Below are 23,159 nucleotides of genomic sequence, written 5' to 3' on the forward strand. Positions count from 1 at the left end.
TCTTAACCCGCCAGTTCACACCACACATCCCACACCACACCTCCCTCCTTCTTCACCCGCTATCTCCACCCGCCGGTCCACACCACACATCCTGCACACTACATCCCACTCTCCACTCGCCACTCCCAACAGCGGCCCGCACTCAGCGGGCCAGCTGTGCTTCGAGCCAGTCATAGGCGGGCTCGCCGTGAATCTCGTGGCCGCCGTCGAAGAAGTCGGCGGCTGGCACCGTCTCTGCACCGGCAGCGGCATAGAGGGTCTCCAGGCGCGCGAATGCCTTGCGGGCGGCAGCGGCTGGAAATACACGGTCCTCCTCGCCGACCTCCAGGAAAATTGGGCGGGGCGCGACGAGTCCGAGCAGGTCGGGCATCTCGGCCAGCTGCAGCACGCCTGGGATATAGTTGTCCAGGCAATGCTGGCGCGTGAGGATGCTGCCCTCAAAGGTGCTCGCATAGCCGCTGATGACCGCACAGCGAATCCGATCATCCAGTGCAGCCGTAAACCCGCAGACCAAACCGCCGCCCGAAATTCCCATCGTGCCAATCCGCGTAGGGTCGACGTCCGGACGGGTTTGTAGATAGTCAAGGACGCGCCGCATTTCGTGGATGCGCCAGCCCGCAATCGTCTGGCCCAGCAGCATGAGTTGGGCAGACAGCCGGAAGCAGGAGCTCTGTCCGGGCTCGCCCGCGAGGTCCTCCGCCAGCCGCCGGTCGCCGAAACCCAGCAGCTCCGGGGCTACGACGAGAAAGCCGCGCCGTGCGAGGTCGGAGGCGAAGTCCTTATGCAGGCCAGGCATACCCGCACGTTCACTGCCGTCAGGCATCAGGCCGACAATCTCCCGGCTGCCATAGCCGTGGCCGTGGACCGCCAGCATGGCGGGCATGGGCGAGCGCAGCGGCGTTGCAGGAGTTAGTACATATACGGGCATCCGGACGCCGGTCCGGGTTGTCAGCTCAATCCGTTCACGCACATATCCCTCGCATTCCTGACGCTCCAGCAGCTGGGGATTTAATTCCGAGTCCGTGTCCGGCAGCTCGCCCAGCAGGGCTTCAAAGCTTGTCCGCAGCTCTTGTTGCCATTCGGGCACCGGCTGGCCGGGTACGTAGGCAAGCTTGCCCGCATACTCCTTCGTCCATTGTTCCAGCAAGACATCAGTTGAATAAGCGTTTGTCATTGCTTTTACTCCTCCTCTACGTTCAGTTGCCCTCAATACCCCTCAGGATGCCAGCCGCCTAGTATGTGAATCACACGATACGCTGCGACATCTTCTCCGGTCAGCTGACGTGACCACGGGGCGCGGCGCACGGTCTTGTCCGAATTGCGTTCACTGTCCGCAGTACTAACGCTCGGTTCTATGGACGAAGAGGTTGCCGCATCATCCGCTGGGTTGCTTGCCGCGACTTCCTGGTCTCCCTTAAGTCCTGAAGCATCACCCAAGAGACTTGGCCCATTCCGCGCGTGCCCCTTCATTTCCGCACTGTCCACAAGCCCACATGACTCATTATCCAAACTTTCCGTTAGCTCCGCGCCACTAGCCAGCTTGCTTGTCCCGCCAGGCTGGCTCTTCACCAGCCCCGCCGCCGCCGCACCTGCACCAGTACTGCCATATTCCTCAAAACGGCTAGTGGACTCACGGTCTGGCTCGCCCCAGTTGTGCCAGCCTTCAGGTGTGATGCTCTCATCCATTGTGGTGCGGATGAAGGCGACATGCGCATAATCACGCCAGGGACGCCCGAGATAGACATCGGCCACACCGGGAGCGCTCGTAATGGTACAGTTGAGGAACACGAACCCGAATGCAGTATCCTGAGGCGTCGACGCTGCGGTAATATAGCCCCTTGATCGTTTGTTGTGCAGCTGGCAGCGCTCGAAGACGGCTGTCGCGCCTCCGAAGATGTAGTCGACATCGCCTTCGATATAGCAATCCTCGTAGTATTGTCGGCCCTGACCCGCGTAGAGCGTGTCCTGGTCACCTAGCAGCCGGACCCTCCGGAACACGGCATCCCTGGCGTCAACCATCGCAGCCACCGCCTGGCCGGTACCCGGACCGGAGTCATTGACGATCGTAACATTCTCGGCGGTAAAAGAAGACGATCGCACAGTCAACGTGCCGCTGCGAAAAGTCCCGAGCGGTTCGCCATTGCTCCCAAGTGTATGCGCATTATCGCTCCAGGCGATAACCGTCGTCTGCCGGTCTTCACCCAGCAGCAGAATCGGCGGCGCACCTGCAGGAATTGTTATTTTCTCCCGATACATCCCGGGTCTTAAGCGCAGTGTCACCGGTGATGTCTGTCCCGCAGGAATCGCGTCAATTGCGGCCTGGAGCGAGACATAGTCGGCGGTGAAATCACGGGATATGGTGATCAGCATGGCGAACCTCCTTCAGATTCTTATATAATACACTTAAATAAATGTTCAGGACAGGAGATGACCCCATGCCCGAATGGCCCGACGAATATCCCAAATACGAAGTGGATGGTGGTCAGCTCAGCATTCAGCATCTGCAGGTGCAGGGCCAGACCGTGATGCCCCGGCCACACAGCCACCATACGGGGGAGCTGTATTATCTGCATGATGGCGAACGGATCTATTTTGTGGATGATCAGGTCATTACGCTGCGCAAAGGTGAGCTGATGCTCATCCCGCCAGGGGAGACGCACTCGACTGCGAGCTCTACCGGGTTCGCGCGAACGCTCCTCAATTATGATGTCCGCTGGCTGCCGCCGGAGCTGGCAGGCGATGAGCTGCTCCCCGAAGGGCGGAGGTTCCGACTCTACCAGCTGTCGCTGAAAGAGCAGGAGGAGACCGAGCGGCTGTTGCACCGGATGCTCGAAGAATGTCGCAATGGCAAAGCCCACTATGAGCTAAGTGTCCGAGCCTTGTTCACCGAGCTGCTGATTCTGCTGCTCCGCGCAGAGCGGCAGGAGCTCCCCCGCGAGGCTGCTCATCCGCTGCATGACAAGGTCAATGAGATTGCAGCCTACCTGGCCAGTCATTTCCGTCAGCCGCTCACACTGGAAGACACGGCCCGCCGGTTCTACATCAGCAGTTCCTACCTGAGCCGGACGTTCTACCGTCTGACGGGTTTCCACTTCCGCGAATACATCATTCATCTACGAATCCGGGAAGCCAAACGGCGGCTGAGCTCGATGCGTGAGAGCATTCAGGAGGTGGCGGGGGCAGCAGGGTTCGAATATCTGTCTCATTTCAATAAGACGTTCAAAAAAGCAACCGGCCTGACACCGCTCCAATATCGCAAGCAGGCGAAACGAGAAGACAGGTAGCCGCTTATCCCTGCGGTATCCCGTCCCCGGTGACGCCGGTGCACCGGTGCAGGCGGATATCTCCGGCGGCCTCGCCGTGCAGCGCTAGCCGGTCTAGCCGCACGTCCGTCGCATGCCGGCAGATGATGCCCTGCCGGGCCCGGGCGGTCAGGCCGTCAATCCGGATGTCCTTCAGCGGCTGCTCGGGCAGTCCGTTTAGCAGCAGCGCCGTCTCAGCGTCCTGGATGAGTACATCATGGATCGCAATGTTGCGGCATTGCGGCGTCCCCTCATCGACTGCGACGGGGGCATCATCTGAGCCCGCAGACCCCTCCGTACCGGCGTAGAACATATGGAAGGAAATACCCTCATAGACGATGTTGCTCATCCGCACCCGCCGGATCGAGATATCCTCAATGATGCCGCCGCGCCCGCGCGCGCTTTTGAACCGGAGTCCGATGTCTGTCCCGATGAAGGTGCAGTCGGATACGCGAACAGCCCGCACGTCACCGGACATCTCGCTGCCGATGACGAAGCCGCCATGGCCATGGTATACCGTGCAATCCCGAATCGTAATATATTCGCAGGGCAGGCCCGCAAGCCGGCCTGCTTCGTCCTTGCCGGATTTCAGGCAGATGGCGTCATCACCGACATCAAAGGCGCAGTGCGTCACCAGTGCATGACGGCAGGAGTCCAGGTCCAGACCGTCACCGTTCTGGGAGTACCATGGATTGCGGACCTGGATGTGACGGATCGTCACTTGATCACAGGCCTGCAAATGCAGACACCAGGCAGGCGAGTTCTGGAAGGTCGGCCCTTCTAGCAGGATCCGGCTGCAGCTGCGGAACCGCAGCAGCGATGGACGCAGGTACGCGCGGACCGGCTCATAAGCCTCGCAGTCCTCCACGCCAGCCCCGCGCAGCTCCTGCAGCCGGCGCTCGCCATGAAGCCCCTCCTCGGAAGGCCACCACAGCTCGCCATCCGGGGAGAGCGCCCCGCCGGAAGCAAGCAGCTTCTCCCAGGCGGCTGCAGTGAGCTTGGCGCGCTTGACGGGGCGCCAAGCCTGGCCGTTGCCGTCGAAGATGCCTTCGCCGGTGATCGCAATGTCCGTGGCGCCTTCAGCCTCGAGCGGCGCCTGGCAGCGGGGGCCCGGCTGCCCTTCGTAATGTGAGGGCAAGATCGGGTAGACGGCCGGGTCCGGCTCGAACAGGACGAGCGCGCCCGCCGCCGCATGCAGCCGCACATGACTGCGGAGCCGTAGCGGGCCTGTACGCCAGATGCCTGGGGGAATCAGAACACAGCCTCCACCTTCGGCCGAGCAGCGGTCAATGGCCTGCTGCAGGATGACCGTATTATCTGTCAATCCGTCCCCCAGAGCGCCAAGCTCGGCAATGGACAAGGTATCGCCTGGCGTGCGCGGCAGAACAGGAAGCGGGTAACCATGCCCATTCACCATACTCTCCGCATACCGGCTGTTGATGTCGTACTTCTGAGACGCACTCATTGGCTCACCTCCCCGTTCTGATTGTCCAGCCCCTCATAGGAGAACCAGTCAAATTCGGCTCGGCTTCCGCTTGCTTCATCTGCTGTCACCGCATAGAGTCCCAGATACGCGCCAGTGAAGCCTCCGGCCAGATCGGTGCTCAGCAGGCGCCCGTCGGCATGCTCGTGCAGCGGCGTCCAGTCGGCAGCGTCGTCGGTGCGGTAGTAGAATCCGTACTCCTGCCCGGCTGCTTCCACTTGCAGCTGCAGACGCTCGCCCTGAACAGCCGCTTGAGCCAGCAGTTGCTCTTCGCCGTCTTGCCTCGCGGTGAGCCGCAGCTCAGCGCCACTCTCGGTATATGCGTACTCCATACGGAAGTGATAATCCTGGTTATGCAGCAGGACCAGACCTGCAGCGTCGCCCGGGGCTTGCGGCCTGTACACCATTTCAGTCGCAGCCCGAAAATGCATATGCTGCTGCCTGCGACAGAGGAGTGCAGGATTGTCTATCTCCCTCAGCTTCACCTGCTTGGCCCGCAGCGTGAGATAGCCCGGCCGCTCCCGCAGCGACCAGAAATCTCCGCGGGGCGTACGCAGGAAGTTCCAGCTCAGGGCGAGCTGCTCCCCGTCGAAGTCATCGCGTACCGGATCGGCAGGCCAGCGCTGCTCCGGCAGGTCAGGAGCAGCGCCGATTTCGTCCAGCTTGCCTTTGCCTGGATTGACGACCGGCCACTCCTCCTCCCAGCCGACCGGGGTCAGGAACGTCTCGCGGCCAAGATTACGATAGTGGCCTCCATAAGGCCGGGAGGCCAGACACATGATCCACCAGTCCCCGTGCTGCGTCTGCACGAGATCAGCATGACCGGCATTGACCACCGGATAGGAGCGGCCCAGATGCCGATGGGTCAGAATCGGGTTGCCCTTGTACCCTTCATAGGGACCGGTAACCTCGCGGCTCCGCGCGACAGTAACGGCGTGCGTATGTCCGGTGCCACCTTCGGCGATCAGCAGATAATACCAGTCACCGATCCGGTACAGGTGAGGACTCTCCTGGGCGTGAGCAACCTGCAGGGCGCCGCTCCAGATGCTGGTCTTGGGGCCGATTAGCTTGCCCCTGACAAGGTCCAGTTCCTGCAGCCAGATGTCCATGTCTTTGGCGTGGCGCTGGCCGTGAGGCGGTACGCGGTTGCCCGTATAGTAGACCTTGCCATTGTCATCGAACAACAGGGAAGGATCGATGCCTGGCGCATCGTCCAGCCATATCGGATCGGACCAGGGACCCGCCGGATCCGTAGCCGTTACATAGAAATTATGACACGCGACCTCATTATCCACGAAGGTAGTAATCATATAGAAAACGCCTTCATGATAGCGGATCGTAGGTGCCCAGATCCCGCGTGAAGGGTTGGCTCTATCCAGGTTCAACTGTGAAGGGCGATCCAGCACATGACCGAGCTGACGCCAGTTCACCAGATCGCGGCTGTGGAAGATCGGAACACCAGGGAAAAATTCAAAGGTCGAGGTGACCAGATAGTAATCATCTTCGACACGAATAACCGACGGATCGGGATAGAAGCCCGGCAGCACCGGGTTGGTAAACGTACGCATGCAAAACACCTCCGGTATGGGTTACCCTCAGTATAGTTCACGATAAAGTGTAAATCCTGTCGATTTCATGCTCATTTTCCCTGAAAATTATATATTCATGCTCATCTCACTATGTAGATTAAAATCCTTGGTCCGGTGATGCCAGGAGCCATTGATTGCACAGCTCCTCGCATGTCCTGGGAGGACGAGGAAGTCGTTTTTGCTTGTTTCTGGAATAAGGGTTTCGTTCTATATAAAACTAGCGTAAATACAATTGTAAGATTACAATAGATATGAAATCTCGCCCGGTCCGCATGAGCTGCTAGCCGGGCTATCGTAGGTATGATGGATAACTTCGACATATGTATTCCCAGACACATTAGACTACACAGAATAGGTGGGAACGATGAGCATAAAGCTAAAACTATGGTTGAGCATGGCAATCGTTGTAATACTATCGGCTGTCTATGCCGGGTCGGCAGCGATCTACATGCAAGGAACTCCGAGGCTCCTCTCCATTGGAATAAGTGGGGCTGCAATCCTAGCGGCGGGTTTCTTGACTTACCGCATACAAGTTCATTTTACGCATGGGGTTTCTCGACTTGCCTTCATTGCCAGAGATATGGAGAACGGCACCGCAGGCGCTTCCGGCGTCGCTTTTTCAGAACGCGACGAATTTAGTAGGGTGGCCGATTCGTTCCACGAGCTTGCTGGTGATTTTCGTGAACGTACCGAGCAGGAGCGCGTGCTGCGACTGGAAGCCGAAGAGCAAGCCTGGATCAATAAACAGGTGACCGAAATGGCGATTCTGCTCCAAGGCTCGGTCCAGGTGGATAAGGCTGCGGGCGTTTTCATGAGCAGGCTGGCGTCCGTTCTCCACACCAGCTACGGGGTGCTGTATACGAGAAGACAGGACGAGCTGCATTTTGCTGCAGGGTATGCTTGTGATGAAGCGGATGCCAAGCGTAAGCCGATCTCGATCGGCACTGGGCTCGTCGGCCAATGTGCCAGAGACGGGAAGCCGATAACCGTAGATCCCCTGCCGGAGGATTACATTAAGGTACAATCCGGTCTGGGAGACGCAAGGCCCTCGCATCTTCTATTGATTCCCATCCTTTATGAGGATGAAGCTATAGCTGTAATGGAGCTGGCCTCTTTCCGTGAACTTGGGGATAAAGAACGTCAACTGATCGATATTGTCAGCCATAATCTAGGTATTCTGCTCAACACGCTCGCGGATATCGCCAGAATTGATGCCCTCTTACGAGAAACACAAACGCAGCGGGAAGAGCTAGAGGCGCAGACGGAAGAGCTGCAAGCCCAGATGGAAGAACTGGAGGCGCAGGCAGACGAGCTCTCCATGCAATCTGAGCAGCTGGCCTCCTCGAATGAGCATCTGCGTGTCGAGGTGGAGTTGACGGTTAAGCAAAAAGCCGAGATCGAGCAGCAAGCCGGCGAGTTGAAGGCGCAGGCCGAAGAGCTTCGATTGGCGGTTGAGGAGATGGCAAGGCAAAAAGAGGAGATTGAATCTCAGGCGGAAGAGCTACGGGTATCTAATGAACAGCTGGCCTCGGAATATGAACTGACAGCCAAACAAAAGGAAGAAATTGAACAGCAGGCCAATGATTTGAGAGAACAGGCCGAAGAAATTATGGCTTCAAATGAAAGTCTGAAGCTCCAATTTGATATTACCTCCCAGCAGAAGGAAGAACTCTTGACGCAATCGGCCGAGCTGCAGGCTCAGCACGAAGAGCTGGCGGCACAAGCGGAAGAGCTGCAGACCCAGTCCGAGGAGCTGTCAGCATCGAACCGCAATTTGCTGGAGCAGATGGAGCTCACGGAACGGCAGAAACAAGAGATTAAAGAGCAAGCGGACGAAATTTATATGGCCGCTCAGCATAAATCGGAATTTTTGGCCAATGTCTCGCATGAGCTGCGGACGCCATTGAACAGTCTGTTGATCCTTTCTCAAATTCTGGCAGAGAACAAGGAAGGCAATCTGAAGACGAAGCAGCTCGAATACGTCCATACGATCTTCTCCGCAGGCAAGGATTTGCTGCAGCTGATCGACGAAATACTGGACCTTGCCAAGCTGGAAACGGGTAAGATGCAATCGGTTGTGGAGTCTACGGGGATTCGGGAGGTTGCCGACCATCTATTCCGGAATTTTGAACTTCAGACCCAGAAGAAAGAGCTGGGCTTTGATATTCGGATCGATAAAAGTTTGCCTGAATATATCATGACCGACGGGCACCGGCTCCGCCAGGTCCTGCGTAACTTATTGTCCAACGCACTCAAATTTACGGAACAGGGTAGTGTGTCGCTTGATATCCGAAAAGGAGGAGCGGGTATCCTTCCAGCCATCACCACTAGCTCGGAGGAGATCATCTTTGCTGTATCGGATACCGGAATCGGAATTTCTGCTACGAAGTTCGAGGACATCTTCGAAGCCTTCCAGCAGGCGGATGGCACGACGAGCCGCAAGTACGGCGGAACGGGGCTGGGCCTCACAATCAGCCGCGAGCTTGCCGGCCTGCTGGGTGGCAGAATTCAGCTCGAATCTACCGAAGGCAAAGGCAGTACCTTCTATCTGATCCTGCCTGCAGTCCGGGCAGAGTCGGCTCCGCAACCGGAGAGTGAGACATTGTCCATCGCTGCCGCAGCCGAGCATTCGGCCAAGGAAAAAGCGTCCTTTAGGGAATCGTTTGTACCGGATATATCCATCTCAAATCCCAAGCTGCTGCAATATTCAGAGATGGAGGACGACCGGTATCAACTGCAGCCAGAGGATACGGTTCTTCTCATTATCGAAGATGATCAGGAGTTTGCATCGATCTTACTCACGCTTGCCCGTAAGCGGGGCTTCAAGGCGATCGTCGCCTTTCAGGGCGACCAAGGTTTGGCGCTTGCTCATGCCTACAAGCCGCATGCCATCCTACTGGATACGGATTTGCCGGTGCTTGACGGCTGGTCGATTATTACGCGGCTCAAGAGCCGGCCGGAGCTTAGGCATATCCCGGTTTATGTCATCTCGACGGAGGAGACGAACGCCTCGACCTTGTCGATCGGCGCCTTATCCTTCTGGAAGAAACCGAGTGATCATGAGGAACTGGAGACCGCATTCCTGCAGATCGAATCCTATATTCGGCGCCAGACGAAGAGCCTCCTGATCGTCGAGGATAATCCAGATTTGCGCAAGAGTCTGGTGGCATTTATCGATCATCCGGATGTGCGCATTACGGCGGTTGCCACCGGCAGGGAAGCACTGGAGCAGTTGTCGCTGCAGCATTTTGACTGCATGGTGCTGGATCTGGGCCTCTCGGATATTTCGGGCTTCGATCTGTTGGAGCAAGTCAAGACCAACCGCAGGCTGCAGACGCTTCCCGTGATTATTTATACGGGCAAAGAACTGGGCAAGCAGGACGAACAGCGGCTCAAGCATTACGCGGAGAGCATCGTCATTAAGGATGTGCGCTCCATGGAGAGACTCTATGACGAGACGGCGCTGTACCTGCATCGCAAGACGTCCGACCTGCCGCCAGACAAGCAGCAGCTCATCGAGAGACTGCACAATCCGGAGGCGGCCTTCGAAGGGCGGCGTATCCTGCTGGTAGATGATGACATGCGTAATATATTCGCGCTTTCGAGCGTGCTGGAAGGCTATAACATGGATATTCGATTCGCCCAGAATGGCCGGGAAGCACTAAGTCTGCTGCAGCAGGAGCAGGACATCGAACTGGTCTTCATGGACATTATGATGCCCGAGATGGACGGGTATGAGACGATGCGGGCCATCCGGCAGATGCCTGAGTACGACCATCTGATTATCATTGCGCTGACCGCACGCGCGATGGAGGAGGATCGTGTCAACTGTCTGGCAGCTGGCGCATCCGACTATATTCCGAAACCCATCAACACCACACAGCTTGTGACGATGCTGAAGGGCTGGCTGATCAAATAAACGGACGCCACGTGGCAGAAAGGGATCTTATGAACTATCCGGTAAAAATCCTGATGGTGGACGACCGCCCGGACGAATTCACTTCGGTTCAGGCGGTTCTCTCCAATACCCCATATGAACTGCTCGGTGCGTCCTCTGGCATGATGGCGCTGAAGATGCTGCTAGAAAATGAAGTGGCACTGATCATTATGGATGTGCTCATGCCTGATATGAACGGTTTCGAAACAGCAGAACGCATCAAAATGCGCAAGAAGTCGCAGGACATCCCGATTATTTTTCTAACCTCCCTCACCTCGGAGCTAGAGGACTATATGATGGCCTACTCGGCTGGCGCGATCGATTATTTGACCAAGCCATTTCATCCGGATATTTTACGCAGCAAAATTGAAGGCTTTGTCCAGCTGTACAAGGCTCGCAAAGCGCTTCATCTGAAGACAATCCAGCTGGAAGCCCGCACCTATGAGCTGGAGGAAGCCAACCGCAACTTGACCCAAATGAAGGAAACCGCCGAGATCGCCTCCCAGATCAAGAGCAGTTTTCTGGCGATGATGAGCCACGAGATCCGAACACCGCTCAACGGGATTCTGGCGATGTCGGACATGCTGCTGGATTCAGACCTGCAGCCGGAAGATCGGGATACGGCTGAGATCATCCGTACGAGCGGACTCGGACTCCTATCGGTCATTAATCATATTCTGGATTACAGTAAGCTGGAGGCGGGTAAAATGGAGCTTGATTACATCCCGTTCAGCTTGGAGCAATGCCTCAAGGAAACCGCGGATTTGTTCCGGGCACTCGCCCGAGAGCGCGGATTAAGTCTGGAGACGTACCTCGATCCTGCCATACCAGAGATGATCGTCGGCGATCCGAACCGACTTCGCCAAGTGCTGAATAACCTGATCGGCAACGCGATCAAATTCACCGAATCGGGCGGAGTGAAGGTGTATGTGAATAAGCGCAGTGAGGCCGGGGAGGTACTGCAGCTGGAGTTTGTCATCGAAGACACCGGCATTGGTATCCCATCCGATAAAATGGGACATCTGTTCCAGCCATTCACTCAAATTGATGCCGCAAGCAACCATAAGCTTGGTGGTACTGGCCTGGGACTGTCTATATGCAAGACAGTAGTCGAGTTAATGGGTGGGACCATCTATGCATCGTCCAATACAGGGGACGGAACGATGTTTATTTTCACCATTATGACAACATGCTACGTTGATACCTCTCTGGATCATCCGGTCGAGGGATAGCAGGTCATCATGGGCGCCACGTGGACACCTTCTCGTTAAGCGAGAGGGTGTCTTTCATGTGCCTGGCATGCTCTAGCAGCTTTTATGCTCATTTTCGCCCAAAATTATATATCCATGCTCAATAATAGGAGTGGAAAGGCTTGGTACGGTGACGCCGGGAGGGAATCGGTGTATAGTGGTAAGCAGAGAAGGAGGGGCCTTGGCGATGCATCGTAGTAAGCGATTACAAATTCGGTTTTTTCTCAGCCTGACGCTCATTTCCGTCTGTTGTATTCTTGTGTTGGCTACCGTGCTGTTTTTTTGGTTTCGGGACAAGACGATTACTAATGTGAGTCAGGCCAATGAGGCGGTGCTGTTAGGGACGGAGAACACCTTTACCCGGTATAAGGAGATTGTCGAGAACTACACTATGGATTTCTATGGGAATCCTAATATACATGCGTTGATGTTGAGCGGTGATAACGATTGGAGCGATCAGCTGTACAGCGTGCTAAGCCAGGTGAGGGGAGCGCTGAAGGTGAATCCCTACATGGATGGCGTCTATATTTTTGGCCGCTCAGAGCCGGTAGCGATTTTCGAAAATAATGCACTCGATCCAGAGGCCAAAACGCAGCTATTCGATCGGATCCGCGAAAGTCGTCTTCAGGCATCTCCGTTTCTGTGGGAGACGACTCTGAACAATGGGCAGCCGAAGACCCTACTGACTGTATTCTACAATGACCGTGCCTTCGACAGCAGCGTGTACGATGGCGGGGTAGCGATTACGATAGACCTGGCCAAGCTGCAGAAGCTCTTGTTCTCCAGCAGTACCGACGGCGCGGCGCGCTACGCGGTCCTGAGTGAGGCCGCGGGTGTGCTGATGCAAAGCGATCTGATGGCTGACACCTTCAATGAACAGGCGCTACTCGCGGAGATTACGGCTTCCCCAGACGAACGGGGGTCGCTGGTCTGGCAAGGGAGCGGAGAGAAGCAACTAATTTCATATGTGCATGTGGAGGATCAGGGCTTCTGGTATGTCTCTGCTACGCCCTATCAGGACAGCATCCGTGACATCGCGGGAGCACGCAACCTGATGACCGGGGTGAGTCTGCTGCTGATGCTGGCTGCAGCGCTCGGAGCAGGGCTGGTATCGAGACGGCTGTACCGCCCGCTGGGTCGGTTGTTTGGCGATATCTCAGCGCTGGCAGAGGACAGCCGGACTGGCGGACGGAGCGTCGGGCTGGAGGAGGCGGGAGCCGAGCTGCAGCGGATTGCGACCCGCATGCGCGATCTCAAGGAAGAGAATCATGACAGCGCGCTGATCCGCTGGCTGGTGGCCTCGCCCGAGAGCGGTGTGGATCACCGGCCGTTGCCTCCGGCATTCGCAGAGGGACTCAGTGACGGGCGGGCTTTCTGTGTCGCAGTGCTCTCGCTGCCGGATGGCAAGGACGAGCAGGGGCAGCACGAGCAGCGGGCGTCGGTCATCCGCTTGCTGGAGGGGGCATTTGCAGGCGTTGCGGATTGCAAAGCTTACCGACCGCACAATGGCATTACGGTGCTGATTGTCTCTGAGGAAACCGAGGGCGGGTTTGGCGACGATGCCCGCTTCCGGGAACGGTGGACGGCGTATGCCCGAGGCACTCTGGCGGAGCAAGGCATCACGCTTGGTGTGAGCCGCCAGGCGAGTGCGTGGCATGAGCTCAAGCGCAGCTACGATGAAGCAATGGACAGCTTGCTGTATGTGAAGCTGCAGGAGCGGGCATCGCTCGTCTTCTCCGACGATACGATCCATCTCAACAATAGCGATGTGCCGGAGACGGCTGTGGAGCCGGTGTTGACCGCGGTCCGGCAGCCGGAGCGGGAGCTGGTGGGACGAGCTGTGGAGCGGCTGCTTGATGTGGCATGCAACTACAGGCTGGAGCCTGCGACGATTGCGCTCTCGCGGCTTGCGGCCGAGCTCAAGCGAATGGCGGAGCGGGCCATTGCCGAAGGGCAGCCCGCCCACGCGGATTTTCTGGATGTCTACCAGCATATCTGGCGAATCCGGACCTATCCGGAGCTTCATGCCTGGCTGGTCGGCTTGGCGGAGACGGCTCAGGAGCGGATCAGCAGCATTAATGCGATGCAGTCGCGGGATCTAGCCGATCGTGCCATTGCGTACGTACAGCAGCATTTTGCCGATCCGTCGCTGGCGCTCGGTGGCCTGGCGGACAAGCTGGCGATCAGCCCCGCGTACCTGAGCCGTTTGATTACCGAGACCGTAGGCAGCAGCTTCCCGGACTATGTGAACCAGCAGCGGCTGGAGCGGGCGCAGAGCCTGCTCGTCTCCGAGCTGGAGCTGGACATCCGGACCATAGCGGAGCAGGTTGGCTACAACAGCAGCACGTATTTTACAACCCAGTTCAAAAAACGCTATGGCATTACGCCTTCCAAATGGCGCCTTAACCATATTCATCAGCGCAGCGGTGAGTAATGAGGCAGCAGCAACGAAAGAGACCCGGAGCCTCCGGGTCTCTTTGTCATGCCAATTAGGCTTATGGCGTAATAATCTGCCGCAGCACCGCATAGATGCGCTCCCCCATTCGCATGAAGCCAAGGCTGTTGGGATGACAGCCGTCGGTTGTGCATTCCTCGCGTCCCAACGCACCGAAGAAGCTCTGACCATCAATGAAATGCACGTTGCGGTCGCCGCTTCGCATGGCGCTCATATACGTCTCGTTCACAATGGCACGGCGGCGGTTGCTATCCTCAGGGTTGCGGTCGGCATCTGGACGCGTCAGCATCAGAATCGGCACGGATGGATGTGCCTTGCGGACGATAGTGAAGAAGGGCTGATGCGTCTGCTCCAAATGCTCTGGTGAAGGCGCATTATGATCGTAGTCGTAGACAAAAGCACTCATCGCCGGGTGGGCCGCAATAAAATTGGCAAAGGCCGTCTCGCCACGCGCGCATCCGGAAAACCCGTAATTGAAATAGTCGGCATCCAGCCAGCGCGATACGATGCTGGTGTACGCCGCTCCTGGACGGTCAGCGCAGCCGCCCTCTGTAATCGAGGAGCCATAGTATACGATAGGTGTCGGGATCGCTAGCGGAGGCGCCACTTCCACCTTCGCATCGTCCTCCACTGCAATCTCCAGATGGGACAAGTGCTCGTTGCGCGGCAGGTTGATGGTTACCGTCTCCATTGCGGGACGTTTGTCGATGGTGCCTTCAATGACCGTATCCTTGAAGCCGTAGTCGGTTGGCGCGATATAGCCGGCAAAGCGTGAATTGGCCCCGGAGCCGGTATACACATCCAGACCGGCAGATGCCGGCAGCGCCATGCACCGGTCGACTTCCTCCGTTTTGAGGGAGTAGCGGATGATGATCTTGGAAGCATTGGTCTGAAACCGCACTCTGGCACCGACATTACGTCTGCCGAGAAATTCATATTGGGGCAGCTGTTGAAGTACATCAAGCGGCAGCCGCCAGTATTCCTTCTGATCTGGCCGGATATGATGCAATCCATGGATCGTGAGCGGTTCCTCGTAGCATGAATAGGTTTTCATAACTTCCTCCTGTAGGACGGATTGGACTAAGCATCGCGATTATTGTACTGCTGATTTTCGGAGATGTCTATCGGTTCGCTCTATTTTCTTGATCAGGGTGTTTAACGTCTGTAACCCGCGCCACGCCTGGATTCTTCTCCTCTTCCTCGCACAAAAGTGAAGCCATTTCAGTTTTTTTAAAGCGCTTTAAAAGGACTGATTTAAGGATTTTTCGATATTTGTGATAGCGCTATCATTGGGGGCGGGGATATAGTGTGATCTATAAAAGCGCTTACGTCGCCAAGACCGAGGGATCGCCAGAGGGGTGATCACGGGGGGCTGACGAAGCCGTAGACAGGAGTGAAGATGATGCAGGATGGAGCGGTGAAGGCGCAGGATGTTCCTCACACAGCTACGCACACAAGCAGGCGTCGAACAGGCAAAGGATGGTCTGGCTTCCGCAAGGACAGCCCGCTGCTGCTGCTGGCTCTGCCGGGGCTGCTGGTACTTATCTTATTCGCGTACTTGCCCATGAGCGGCCTGATTCTGGTGTTCAAGGAGTACAACTATAACGGCGGCATCTTCGGCAGCCCCTGGGCCGGATGGTCCAACTTCGAGTTCTTCTTCTCTAGTATGGACAACGCGATTCGCGCCACCCGCAACACCGTCATGCTGAATGTCTTGTATATGCTGACGGGCACGTTTTTCTCGGTGGCGATCGCCGTAATTCTGAATGAGCTGCGGGGCAAAATGTTTATCCGGATTACGCAGAGTGTGATGTTCTTTCCTTATTTTATCTCATGGATCGTTATCGGTGCAGTGCTGTTCTCGCTGCTGGACTTCGATAAAGGCATCGCCAACAAGCTGCTAACGGCTGTCGGCGCGGGCCCGATCGATTGGTATGCCAGCCCCTGGCTGTTCGTCGTCGTGCTGGTACTCGCGAACATCTGGAAGAGTGCCGGCTATGGAGCGATCATTTACTACGCAGTGCTCCAGGGCATCGACCCGGCCTACTATGAAGCAGGGCGAATCGATGGCGCTTCGCGGATGCAGCTAATTATGCGAATTACGATCCCTATGCTGATACCTTCCATCATCCTGCTCACGCTGCTCGGCATCGGCGGCATGCTCAAGGGCGATCTCAGTATGATCATGGGTGTGACGTTCCTTAACCCACTCCTGCTGCCGACCACGGACATTATCGATGTCTACGTGTACCGGACAGCGATCCGTTCGGGAGAATTCGGCTTTGCTTCTGCCATTACCCTGTATCAATCGATCTTTGGCTTCGTCCTCGTGCTCGTTGCCAACAAGCTGGCCGGCTGGTATGACCGGGACAGCAAACTATTCTAGGAGGGACGCCGACTATGGCTACTCATGATCAACGCGGGCTCATCGCAGTCTTCTATGGCAGCATTGTCTTCTTCTCTCTCATCTGCCTATTCCCTTTTGTGCTGGCAGTCTCCGGGTCGCTATCCACTGAATCGCGACTTGCTGCCGAAGGCTATTCGCTGTTGCCGCGCGGGTTTACGCTGGATACGTACCGCTTCATGTTCGCCTCCAAGGCGACGCAGATTTTCCAGGCCTATGGCGTGTCGCTGTTCGTTACCGTTGTCGGTACGATCTCCGCCGTCCTGGTTACGACCGCTTATGCGTATGTCATTACCGTGCGCAGCTTCCGTTACCGCAACTGGTTTGCCTTTATCGCCTATTTCACCATGCTGTTCAGTGGCGGTACGCTGCCCTGGTACATCCTGGCGACCAAATACTATCATCTGGATGACAAGCTGGTTGGACTCTTTGTCCCCTATCTGCTCAATGTGTTCCTGATGTACCTGCAAGCTAACTACTTCCGCAGTATCCCGCATGAAGTTACGGAATCCGCCCAGATGGACGGAGCCGGGCACATGCGTATCTTCTTCAGCATCATGCTGCCGCTCGGGCGGGTAGGACTAGTCACGATTTCATTGTTCTACGCGCTGCAATTCTGGAATGATTTCTATCTGCCGCTGCTGCTGGTCTCGGACCAGAACTTGTACACCATTCAGTACATGATGTACAGCATGATGGCCAATATTCAATACCTCGCATCCGGCGCCAATACGCAGATTTCGGGTGTTGTCATCGCACCGCCGCTGGAATCGGCCAAGATGGCGATGACGTGTCTGACCGTGCTGCCAATCGCCATCCTCTATCCGTTTCTGCAGCGCTATTTTGTCAAAGGAATCATCGTCGGTTCAGTCAAGGGTTAGTGATCTTGTTGTCACTGGGAGTTTGCTCCGAAGCCAATGGGCAGTATGATAGGTACAGGAGCACTTCTCATTGCACATATAGCATACCAACAACCATTTGGAGGGGTACACATGAACAAGAGAAAGCTATGGATCGTCATGCTCCTGGCGGCGGCAATGCTGGTTTCCGCCTGCAGCAACGGCAACAACGGCAACCCGGGGGGCGCCACGAATGGCACGGCTGCAGGGGAGACAGGCAGTGGGGGAACGGATGTTGGTCTGGCTCCCGCCAAGCTGAAAATCGTGCTATACGGCGAAGAATCAGCAAGAATGCGGAAGCTCTCCAAGAGTGAGTTCGCCACCATTGTTAAAGATGAAATCAATGCCGAGGTCGAGTTTCAATTCCTGCCTTGGACCGAATACGGCGGCGGCAAGACGGACCTGATGCTCTCTACTGGCGAAGATTTTGCAACCTATACAGATACGAACTATATGGTGAAGTCGGTTTCAAAGGGTCTGTATGCTGATCTCTCGTCGTACATCGAAACAGCGGCGGCGGACCTGAGCCAACATGTGGATGAAGCGTCGTTCAAGGCCTTCCAGCTGCAAGGCAAGCAGTATGCGATTCCGGTCGGCAACAAGCCGAATTCGGCGGAATTCTATAGTGTACTCGTGAGGCAGGATTTGCTGGAGGAAGTCGGCATGGACAGCATCGGCTCGCTTGAAGAGCTGGAGACGTTCTATGACAAGGTTCACGAAGCCCAACCACAGTTGGTTGGTTACGCCGGTGTCGATGCGCGCCGCATGCTCTCCTACGTCTATACCGACAAGAACCTGTATTGGCAAAATGAGTTCCTGGCACTGGATGAGTCTGTGGAAGGTGACGAAGTCATCAGCTGGTTCGAGAGCGAGGAGTTCAAGGCATACGCAGCGCTGATGCGGGGCTGGTACACCAAGGGGATTATTCCGAAGTATGCGGCGACCAATACGCCACAGCTGCAATCGGACTGGAATTCCGGCAAGGCGATGTTCTGGGCAGGTACGGCTGCACGTCCGTTCGAGGGTGCGGCAGCTATTACCGAAGCGGTGCCAACCGCGAAGCTGACCAACTATTTCTTGGGCAAAGACCGTCCGCAGATCAGCAGAGGCACGTACAGTACAGCGTTTTTCGTCTCGGCTAATGCCAAGGATCCAGAGCGGTATGTGATGTTCTTCAATCTGCTGCAAAAAAATCAGGAGCTCTATGACTTGTTCGCCTACGGTCTGGAAGGCACGGACTATACGCTGGATGCCAATGGACGTCTGACCCGTCTGAGCAGCGACGAGCTGATCCCGGACTGGCTCATGATGAATAAGAACTTCATGCGCTTCTCGGAGGATGTTCCGGACGATTTCATCGATCAGTACAAGGCTTGGGATGATGACGCGATTATTTCCAAAGGGGCCGGCTTCAACTTTGACAATGGCCCGGTCAAGAACGAAGAGACCAAGATTAACGGGGTCCTCACGGAGTTCCTGGCGCCCATCGCTAGCGGCTTCCTCGACTACGACGAGAATTTCCCCCGGGCCCTCGAGAAGCTGAAGGCCGCCGGCATCGATGCCTATGTCGCCGAGTACCAGAAGCAATTCTCCGCTTGGTATGCGGAGCAGAATTAGGCGCGGGTCAGCTTAACCAGAGGCAAAAAGTTACTTGGATGGCGCCGTGTGAAGCGTACCTACACACCAGGGGTAAAAAGTTACTTGGATGAGGTCGTATGGCGCGGATCCGCCCAACCAAGGGTAAAAGGTTACTTGGATGGGGCTGTATTGTGTGGATCCACCCAACCAGAGGTAAAAAGTTACTTGGATGGGGCTGTATAGGCGCGGATCCGCCCAATCAGGTGCACAATGTTACTTAAATTGCGTCACCAGCCGCGGATCCGCCCAACCAGGTGCACAATGTTACTTAAATTGCGTCGACGGCTGCGGATTCGCTCAATCAGGTGCACAATGTTACTTAAATTGCGTCGCCAGCCGCGGATTCGCTCAACCAGGTGCACAATGTTACTTAAATTGCGTCGTCAGCCGCGAATCCGCCCAACCAGGTGCACAATGTTACTTAAATTGCGTCGCCAGTCGCGGATCCGCTCAATCAGGTGCACAATGTTACTTAAAATGCGTCGTTAGCCGCGTATCCGCGCAACCAGGTGCATAATGTTACTTAAATTGCGTCGCCAGTCGCGGATCCGCTCAATCAGGTGCACAATGTTACTTAAATTGCACCACCAGCCGTGGGATGCGCGCGACCAGCTGCTGCAGGACAAAGCCAAGCCTTGTTAGTCAACAAGGTTTGGCTTTTTTGCAACAAAAGATCCAATATTGCCCATCATTTTGTGTTATGGTAAGAGAGAGAAAGGCAGGTGAACGGATGCATCAATTGCGCGTGACGATTTTGGAAGTGTTCCAAAGTATCGTGTATTTGATTGTCGGCCTAGTTGCCCTTGGTGCGGTTCAGAGGGCTCTTCTTCCGGAGCCTAAGCATTTCGCTTTAGTGCTCTTATTTTTGGCAGCAGGTCTAATGCTGATGGTTGTCTTTCATCGACAGGTCATCGCCCATCGTTCAAGAAGGCTGAGCGCTGCCCAAAGAAATAGACTCCTTCTAACTTCTGTCCTATTTATTATCTCCATTCCGATGGTGAATGCGTTTATCTGACAAGGCATCGTCTAAATCGAAGGACACCATCTCGTTATCAACCGAGAAGGTGTCCTTTTTGTAGAAGTATTTGCAGCCAGTGCAGCGACTAGCTTGGCTGATGCAAAAGCTTTTACATTCAGCTTCAAACCGACGCACGATCGACAGCCAGCTTGCGGTGCTCCCGGGGGGCGGCGCCCATTACTTTTTTGAACATTCGGGAGAATAGCAGCTGATCAGGGTAGCCTACCGATTGGGCAATCTCGCCAATGGAGAGCGTCGTGTTCTTCATCAGCTCCGCCGCCCGCTCCATCCGGTAGCGGATAAGATAGTTCTGCGGTGTCACGCCGACAATTTCCTTGAACAGCTTGGACATATACTTGCGGTTGAGGTTCAGCTCGCTCGCTAGGTCTTCAATATTAATGCTATGCGAATAATTCATTTCAATGAAGTTCACCGCTTGGTGGATGTAGTGCTCTTTCACATTGATTGCATATTCCTCCGGGGTTTTGGGGCCGACTGTATCTATGATTAGGCCCAAGAACTCATAGAGCCCACTGAGCAGCTTAATGTCACGGCTGTTCTCGGAGTGCCCGGCTGCCAGCATTCCAGCAAAACAGTTCGCAATCTCAACCTCGGCTGCTCCGGCACAGTCGAATACTGGCTGGCTCCGCGACAGGCCGGCCCGCTTCAGATACGTCTCGGCATGCATGCCATTGAAAGCCACCCAGGAGTAAGACCATGGATCGTCCGCATCGGCTTGGTAGGTGCAAGAGGTATCGGGGCAGATCAGGAAACCGCCGCCTTGTTTTATTTCGTAGGTCCGACCGTCACAGATGAAGGTGCCTTTGCCGGAGCTTACGTAATGAATTTTGTAGTGGTCTTTCACGCCGGGGCCCCAGCTGTGGCCGGGCTGACAGTTCTCCGCCCCGCAGTAGTACAGCTTCAGGTCCATATTGATGGCCCGTGGCAAGAATTGAAATGTAAACGGTTCGTTCACCATCGTCGTGGCTCCTCTGCTCCGCGGCTTACGCGGGGATAGCTCCAGTATAGCACAGCGGAAGGCGGGGCTGTGTATTGACAGATCCGGAATGACGATCTATATTAATAGTCAACAAGTTGACTAAATGGTTCGCGATAGTAGAAAGGGGAAGTCATGGATTCGAACAGTAATGTTCGCCGCGAGATCATCCTGCAGACGTACCGGGCCTCGCTGCTGCTGGACAAAGTCGGCCGTGAGCTGGCAGCAGAGCAAGGGCTAACAAGCAAGCAGCAGTGGTTCATTCTGGGCATGCTGTACCATGAGGGGGAGCAAGCGCTGCGGGATCTCACCCGTAATATGCTGGTCTCCAAGCAAAATATGACGGGGATGGTGCAGCGGTTGCGACAGGGTGGCTATGTGGCTACGTCCGAGGACAAGATGGACAAGCGAATTACCCTGGTTTCTATTACGGATAGGGGTAGGGAGGCTTATGAGGCGCTGGTCAGCAGCAGCCGGGAGCGCAACCGTGACACGTTTGCGGATTTTGATGCTGGAGAATTGCAGGAATTAAGGCGGTTAATGGATAAGCTTGTGGGACATCTTATGGAAAAGAACGGCATGTCATCATCCAGTAGAGAAGAGGAAGAAGAAGAGCATGGTCATTAATCAAGCACATACCAAATGGATCGTATTGGGGCTGCTGCTGGGCCTATTCATGGCAGCGCTGGACCAGACGATCGTCTCCACCGCCATGCCGACAATTGTCGGCGAGTTTGGCGCGTATAACAAGCTTGTGTGGGTATTCTCGGCCTATATGATCGCGAGCGTTATTGCGACACCGATCTTCGGGAAGCTGTCGGACATGTACGGCCGCAAACGGTTTTTCATGCTGGGCCTGGCCGTCTTCTTGCTCGGCTCCATCTTATGTGGCATGGCGGGCAATATGACAGAGCTCATTCTGTTCCGTGCGCTACAGGGCATTGGCGGCGGGGCGATTATGCCGCTTTGTTTTGCTGTTATCTTCGATATCTTCCCACCGGAGAAGCGGGGCAAGATGAACGGGTTGTTCGGTGCCGTCTTTGGACTCTCCAGCGTCTTCGGGCCGCTGGTAGGCGCGTATTTTACGGACTACATCAGCTGGCGCTGGATCTTCTACATCAATGTGCCGATCGGAATCGTCTCCGTTGTGCTGCTGCTGGTCTTCTTCCGTGAGGTGGGCGATAAGCGCAAGCAGTCGATTGACTGGGGCGGGGCCATGCTGCTGGCTGCGACTATTCTATGCCTAATGTTTGCCCTGGAAATGGGTGGACGGGAGTACGCTTGGGATTCCTGGCAGATCCTTGGACTGTTCGGGGCGTTTGTTGTCAGTCTGGCGCTATTCCTGTTTGTGGAGACGCGCGTGAACAATCCCATCGTGTCCCTGCATCTGTTCCGCAACAAAGTGTTTACGGCGAGCCAATTCTCCAGTTTTCTGTATGGGGCCATTATGATCTCGGGAGCGACGTATATCCCGATCTTCGTTACCGGCGTCTACGGGGGTACAGCCAGTGATGCAGGCCAGACGCTGACGCCCATGATGCTGGGTGTTGTGACCTCCAGTATGCTGGGCGGGCGGTTCGTCGGCAAATTTACTTATCGGAATATTATGCTCGTCTCCGTAACCATTCTGTTGATCTCTCTTTCCTTACTTGGAACGATCAGCATTGATACGGCTCGCTGGGTCGTCACCATCTATATGGTCTGTGTCGGGCTCGGCATCGGTGTCTCGTTCGTCGTCTTCAATCTGGCTACGCTGCATGGTGTGAGTCCGCAGCACAAAGGGGCCGCCACCTCGATGATCGTCTTCTTCCGGACGATCGGTTCGGCACTGGGCGTGACGATCTTCGGCGTCATCCAGATCAATCGCTACCAGAACAATGTGGCAGCCGTGCTGGAGGACCCGGCGCAGCAAGCACAGTTCAGCGATCCCCAAGTGTTGCTGCAGAGCGGTGTCCGCGAGGCGCTGCCGCAAGAATTGCAGCAGCAGCTGGTAGCCGGCTTGGCTAATTCGGTGGCTCACGTCTTCCAATTAAGTATTGCGCTAGCTGCGGTGGCTCTGCTGCTGATCTTAATGCTTGGCAAGGCCAACGTCGAGCCCCTGGGCGGGGAGCGTCCAGCCCCGAGCTTCGAGTAGCATTTCTGCTAGTGATTGAACACGACTTCGTCGTCATCTGATGCACAAGAAGC

The 23,159-nt window shown here is 55.8% G+C and carries 16 protein-coding genes; 10 read left to right on the forward strand and 6 right to left on the reverse strand.

The annotated features are described in order from the left end of the window. Positions 1-142: 142 nt before the first annotated feature. Together F556_RS0118285 and F556_RS34445 are read right to left on the reverse strand one after the other, a co-directional pair. Complete coding sequence (locus tag F556_RS0118285) at positions 143-1,174, reverse strand: dienelactone hydrolase family protein (protein WP_020618436.1); 1,032 nt, start codon at positions 1,172-1,174, stop codon at positions 143-145. A 32-nt stretch (positions 1,175-1,206) separates the two neighbouring features. Continuing rightward, positions 1,207-2,370, reverse strand: a complete 1,164-nt coding sequence (locus F556_RS34445) for a pectinesterase family protein (protein ID WP_020618437.1) — start codon at positions 2,368-2,370, stop codon at positions 1,207-1,209. A gap of 65 nt (positions 2,371-2,435) precedes the next feature. Between F556_RS34445 and F556_RS0118295 the strand changes: the two genes are divergently transcribed. Continuing rightward, positions 2,436-3,284 carry a helix-turn-helix domain-containing protein gene (locus F556_RS0118295; RefSeq protein ID WP_020618438.1) on the forward strand — a complete coding sequence of 283 codons (849 nt, stop codon included), beginning with the start codon at positions 2,436-2,438 and terminating at the stop codon, positions 3,282-3,284. Between the two features lie 4 nt (positions 3,285-3,288). Here F556_RS0118295 and F556_RS0118300 read toward each other — a convergent pair whose 3' ends face one another. Both F556_RS0118300 and F556_RS0118305 read right to left on the reverse strand, forming a co-directional pair. Further along, complete coding sequence (locus F556_RS0118300; RefSeq protein WP_020618439.1) at positions 3,289-4,767, reverse strand: glycoside hydrolase family 28 protein; 1,479 nt, start codon at positions 4,765-4,767, stop codon at positions 3,289-3,291. Then, the gene (locus F556_RS0118305) at positions 4,764-6,353 is read right to left on the reverse strand and encodes a glycoside hydrolase family 43 protein (RefSeq protein WP_020618440.1); all 1,590 of its coding nucleotides are present in this window, start codon (positions 6,351-6,353) and stop codon (positions 4,764-4,766) included. Before F556_RS0118305 ends, F556_RS0118300 begins: the two co-directional genes overlap by 4 nt. Positions 6,354-6,954: 601 nt before the next feature. Here F556_RS0118305 and F556_RS0118310 point away from each other — a divergent pair. The 3 genes from F556_RS0118310 (at position 6,955) to F556_RS0118320 (ending at position 13,995) form a co-directional block, all read left to right on the forward strand. Continuing rightward, positions 6,955-10,293 carry a response regulator gene (locus F556_RS0118310; RefSeq protein ID WP_020618441.1) on the forward strand — a complete coding sequence of 1,113 codons (3,339 nt, stop codon included), beginning with the start codon at positions 6,955-6,957 and terminating at the stop codon, positions 10,291-10,293. Between the two features lie 29 nt (positions 10,294-10,322). After that, the gene (locus tag F556_RS0118315) at positions 10,323-11,543 is read left to right on the forward strand and encodes an ATP-binding response regulator (RefSeq protein ID WP_020618442.1); all 1,221 of its coding nucleotides are present in this window, start codon (positions 10,323-10,325) and stop codon (positions 11,541-11,543) included. A gap of 205 nt (positions 11,544-11,748) precedes the next feature. Continuing rightward, the gene (locus tag F556_RS0118320; RefSeq protein ID WP_020618443.1) at positions 11,749-13,995 is read left to right on the forward strand and encodes a helix-turn-helix domain-containing protein; all 2,247 of its coding nucleotides are present in this window, start codon (positions 11,749-11,751) and stop codon (positions 13,993-13,995) included. A gap of 61 nt (positions 13,996-14,056) precedes the next feature. Here the strand turns inward: F556_RS0118320 and F556_RS0118325 are convergent, their stop codons facing one another. Next, positions 14,057-15,070, reverse strand: a complete 1,014-nt coding sequence (locus F556_RS0118325) for an SGNH/GDSL hydrolase family protein (protein WP_020618444.1) — start codon at positions 15,068-15,070, stop codon at positions 14,057-14,059. A 345-nt stretch (positions 15,071-15,415) separates the two neighbouring features. Between F556_RS0118325 and F556_RS0118330 the strand changes: the two genes are divergently transcribed. The 4 genes from F556_RS0118330 to F556_RS0118345 all read left to right on the forward strand — a co-directional run bounded on the left by F556_RS0118330 (position 15,416) and on the right by F556_RS0118345 (position 19,972). Further along, positions 15,416-16,402, forward strand: a complete 987-nt coding sequence (locus F556_RS0118330; RefSeq protein ID WP_083938044.1) for an ABC transporter permease — start codon at positions 15,416-15,418, stop codon at positions 16,400-16,402. Positions 16,403-16,416: 14 nt separating this feature from the next. Further along, positions 16,417-17,301 (forward strand): carbohydrate ABC transporter permease, encoded by an 885-nt coding sequence (locus F556_RS0118335; protein ID WP_020618446.1) that lies wholly within the window; start codon positions 16,417-16,419, stop codon positions 17,299-17,301. 111 nt (positions 17,302-17,412) lie between these two features. Next, on the forward strand, positions 17,413-18,936 hold the full coding sequence (locus F556_RS0118340; RefSeq protein WP_020618447.1) for an ABC transporter substrate-binding protein: 1,524 nt from the start codon (positions 17,413-17,415) through the stop codon (positions 18,934-18,936). Positions 18,937-19,657: 721 nt separating this feature from the next. Further along, positions 19,658-19,972 carry a hypothetical protein gene (locus F556_RS0118345; RefSeq protein ID WP_211222609.1) on the forward strand — a complete coding sequence of 105 codons (315 nt, stop codon included), beginning with the start codon at positions 19,658-19,660 and terminating at the stop codon, positions 19,970-19,972. A gap of 124 nt (positions 19,973-20,096) precedes the next feature. Here F556_RS0118345 and F556_RS0118350 read toward each other — a convergent pair whose 3' ends face one another. After that, positions 20,097-20,954: an AraC family transcriptional regulator gene (locus F556_RS0118350; RefSeq protein WP_020618449.1), complete on the reverse strand. Its 858-nt coding sequence runs from the start codon at positions 20,952-20,954 to the stop codon at positions 20,097-20,099. Between the two features lie 153 nt (positions 20,955-21,107). Here F556_RS0118350 and F556_RS0118355 point away from each other — a divergent pair, with 153 nt between their 5' ends. Together F556_RS0118355 and F556_RS0118360 are read left to right on the forward strand one after the other, a co-directional pair. Continuing rightward, positions 21,108-21,599, forward strand: coding sequence for a MarR family winged helix-turn-helix transcriptional regulator (locus F556_RS0118355; protein WP_020618450.1), 492 nt, complete (start codon positions 21,108-21,110; stop codon positions 21,597-21,599). Then, positions 21,589-23,106 (forward strand): MDR family MFS transporter, encoded by a 1,518-nt coding sequence (locus F556_RS0118360; protein WP_020618451.1) that lies wholly within the window; start codon positions 21,589-21,591, stop codon positions 23,104-23,106. The genes F556_RS0118355 and F556_RS0118360 overlap by 11 nt, the downstream gene beginning before the upstream one ends. Positions 23,107-23,159: the final 53 nt, after the last annotated feature.

Origin of the sequence: Paenibacillus daejeonensis DSM 15491 (assembly GCF_000378385.1) — a bacterium.
Classification (GTDB): Bacteria; Bacillota; Bacilli; order Paenibacillales; family Paenibacillaceae; genus Paenibacillus_D; species Paenibacillus_D daejeonensis.

Bases quoted from the DNA above. Each gene is read 5' to 3' on its own strand.
- F556_RS0118285 (WP_020618436.1), bottom strand. From the start codon at position 1,174: ATGACAAACGCTTATTCAACTGATGTCTTGCTGGAACAATGGACGAAG.
- F556_RS34445 (WP_020618437.1), bottom strand. From the start codon at position 2,370: ATGCTGATCACCATATCCCGTGATTTCACCGCCGACTATGTCTCGCTC.
- F556_RS0118295 (WP_020618438.1), top strand. From the start codon at position 2,436: ATGCCCGAATGGCCCGACGAATATCCCAAATACGAAGTGGATGGTGGT.
- F556_RS0118300 (WP_020618439.1), bottom strand. From the start codon at position 4,767: ATGAGTGCGTCTCAGAAGTACGACATCAACAGCCGGTATGCGGAGAGT.
- F556_RS0118305 (WP_020618440.1), bottom strand. From the start codon at position 6,353: ATGCGTACGTTTACCAACCCGGTGCTGCCGGGCTTCTATCCCGATCCG.
- F556_RS0118310 (WP_020618441.1), top strand. From the start codon at position 6,955: ATGGAGAACGGCACCGCAGGCGCTTCCGGCGTCGCTTTTTCAGAACGC.
- F556_RS0118315 (WP_020618442.1), top strand. From the start codon at position 10,323: ATGAACTATCCGGTAAAAATCCTGATGGTGGACGACCGCCCGGACGAA.
- F556_RS0118320 (WP_020618443.1), top strand. From the start codon at position 11,749: ATGCATCGTAGTAAGCGATTACAAATTCGGTTTTTTCTCAGCCTGACG.
- F556_RS0118325 (WP_020618444.1), bottom strand. From the start codon at position 15,070: ATGAAAACCTATTCATGCTACGAGGAACCGCTCACGATCCATGGATTG.
- F556_RS0118330 (WP_083938044.1), top strand. From the start codon at position 15,416: ATGATGCAGGATGGAGCGGTGAAGGCGCAGGATGTTCCTCACACAGCT.
- F556_RS0118335 (WP_020618446.1), top strand. From the start codon at position 16,417: ATGGCTACTCATGATCAACGCGGGCTCATCGCAGTCTTCTATGGCAGC.
- F556_RS0118340 (WP_020618447.1), top strand. From the start codon at position 17,413: ATGAACAAGAGAAAGCTATGGATCGTCATGCTCCTGGCGGCGGCAATG.
- F556_RS0118345 (WP_211222609.1), top strand. From the start codon at position 19,658: ATGGTAAGAGAGAGAAAGGCAGGTGAACGGATGCATCAATTGCGCGTG.
- F556_RS0118350 (WP_020618449.1), bottom strand. From the start codon at position 20,954: ATGGTGAACGAACCGTTTACATTTCAATTCTTGCCACGGGCCATCAAT.
- F556_RS0118355 (WP_020618450.1), top strand. From the start codon at position 21,108: ATGGATTCGAACAGTAATGTTCGCCGCGAGATCATCCTGCAGACGTAC.
- F556_RS0118360 (WP_020618451.1), top strand. From the start codon at position 21,589: ATGGTCATTAATCAAGCACATACCAAATGGATCGTATTGGGGCTGCTG.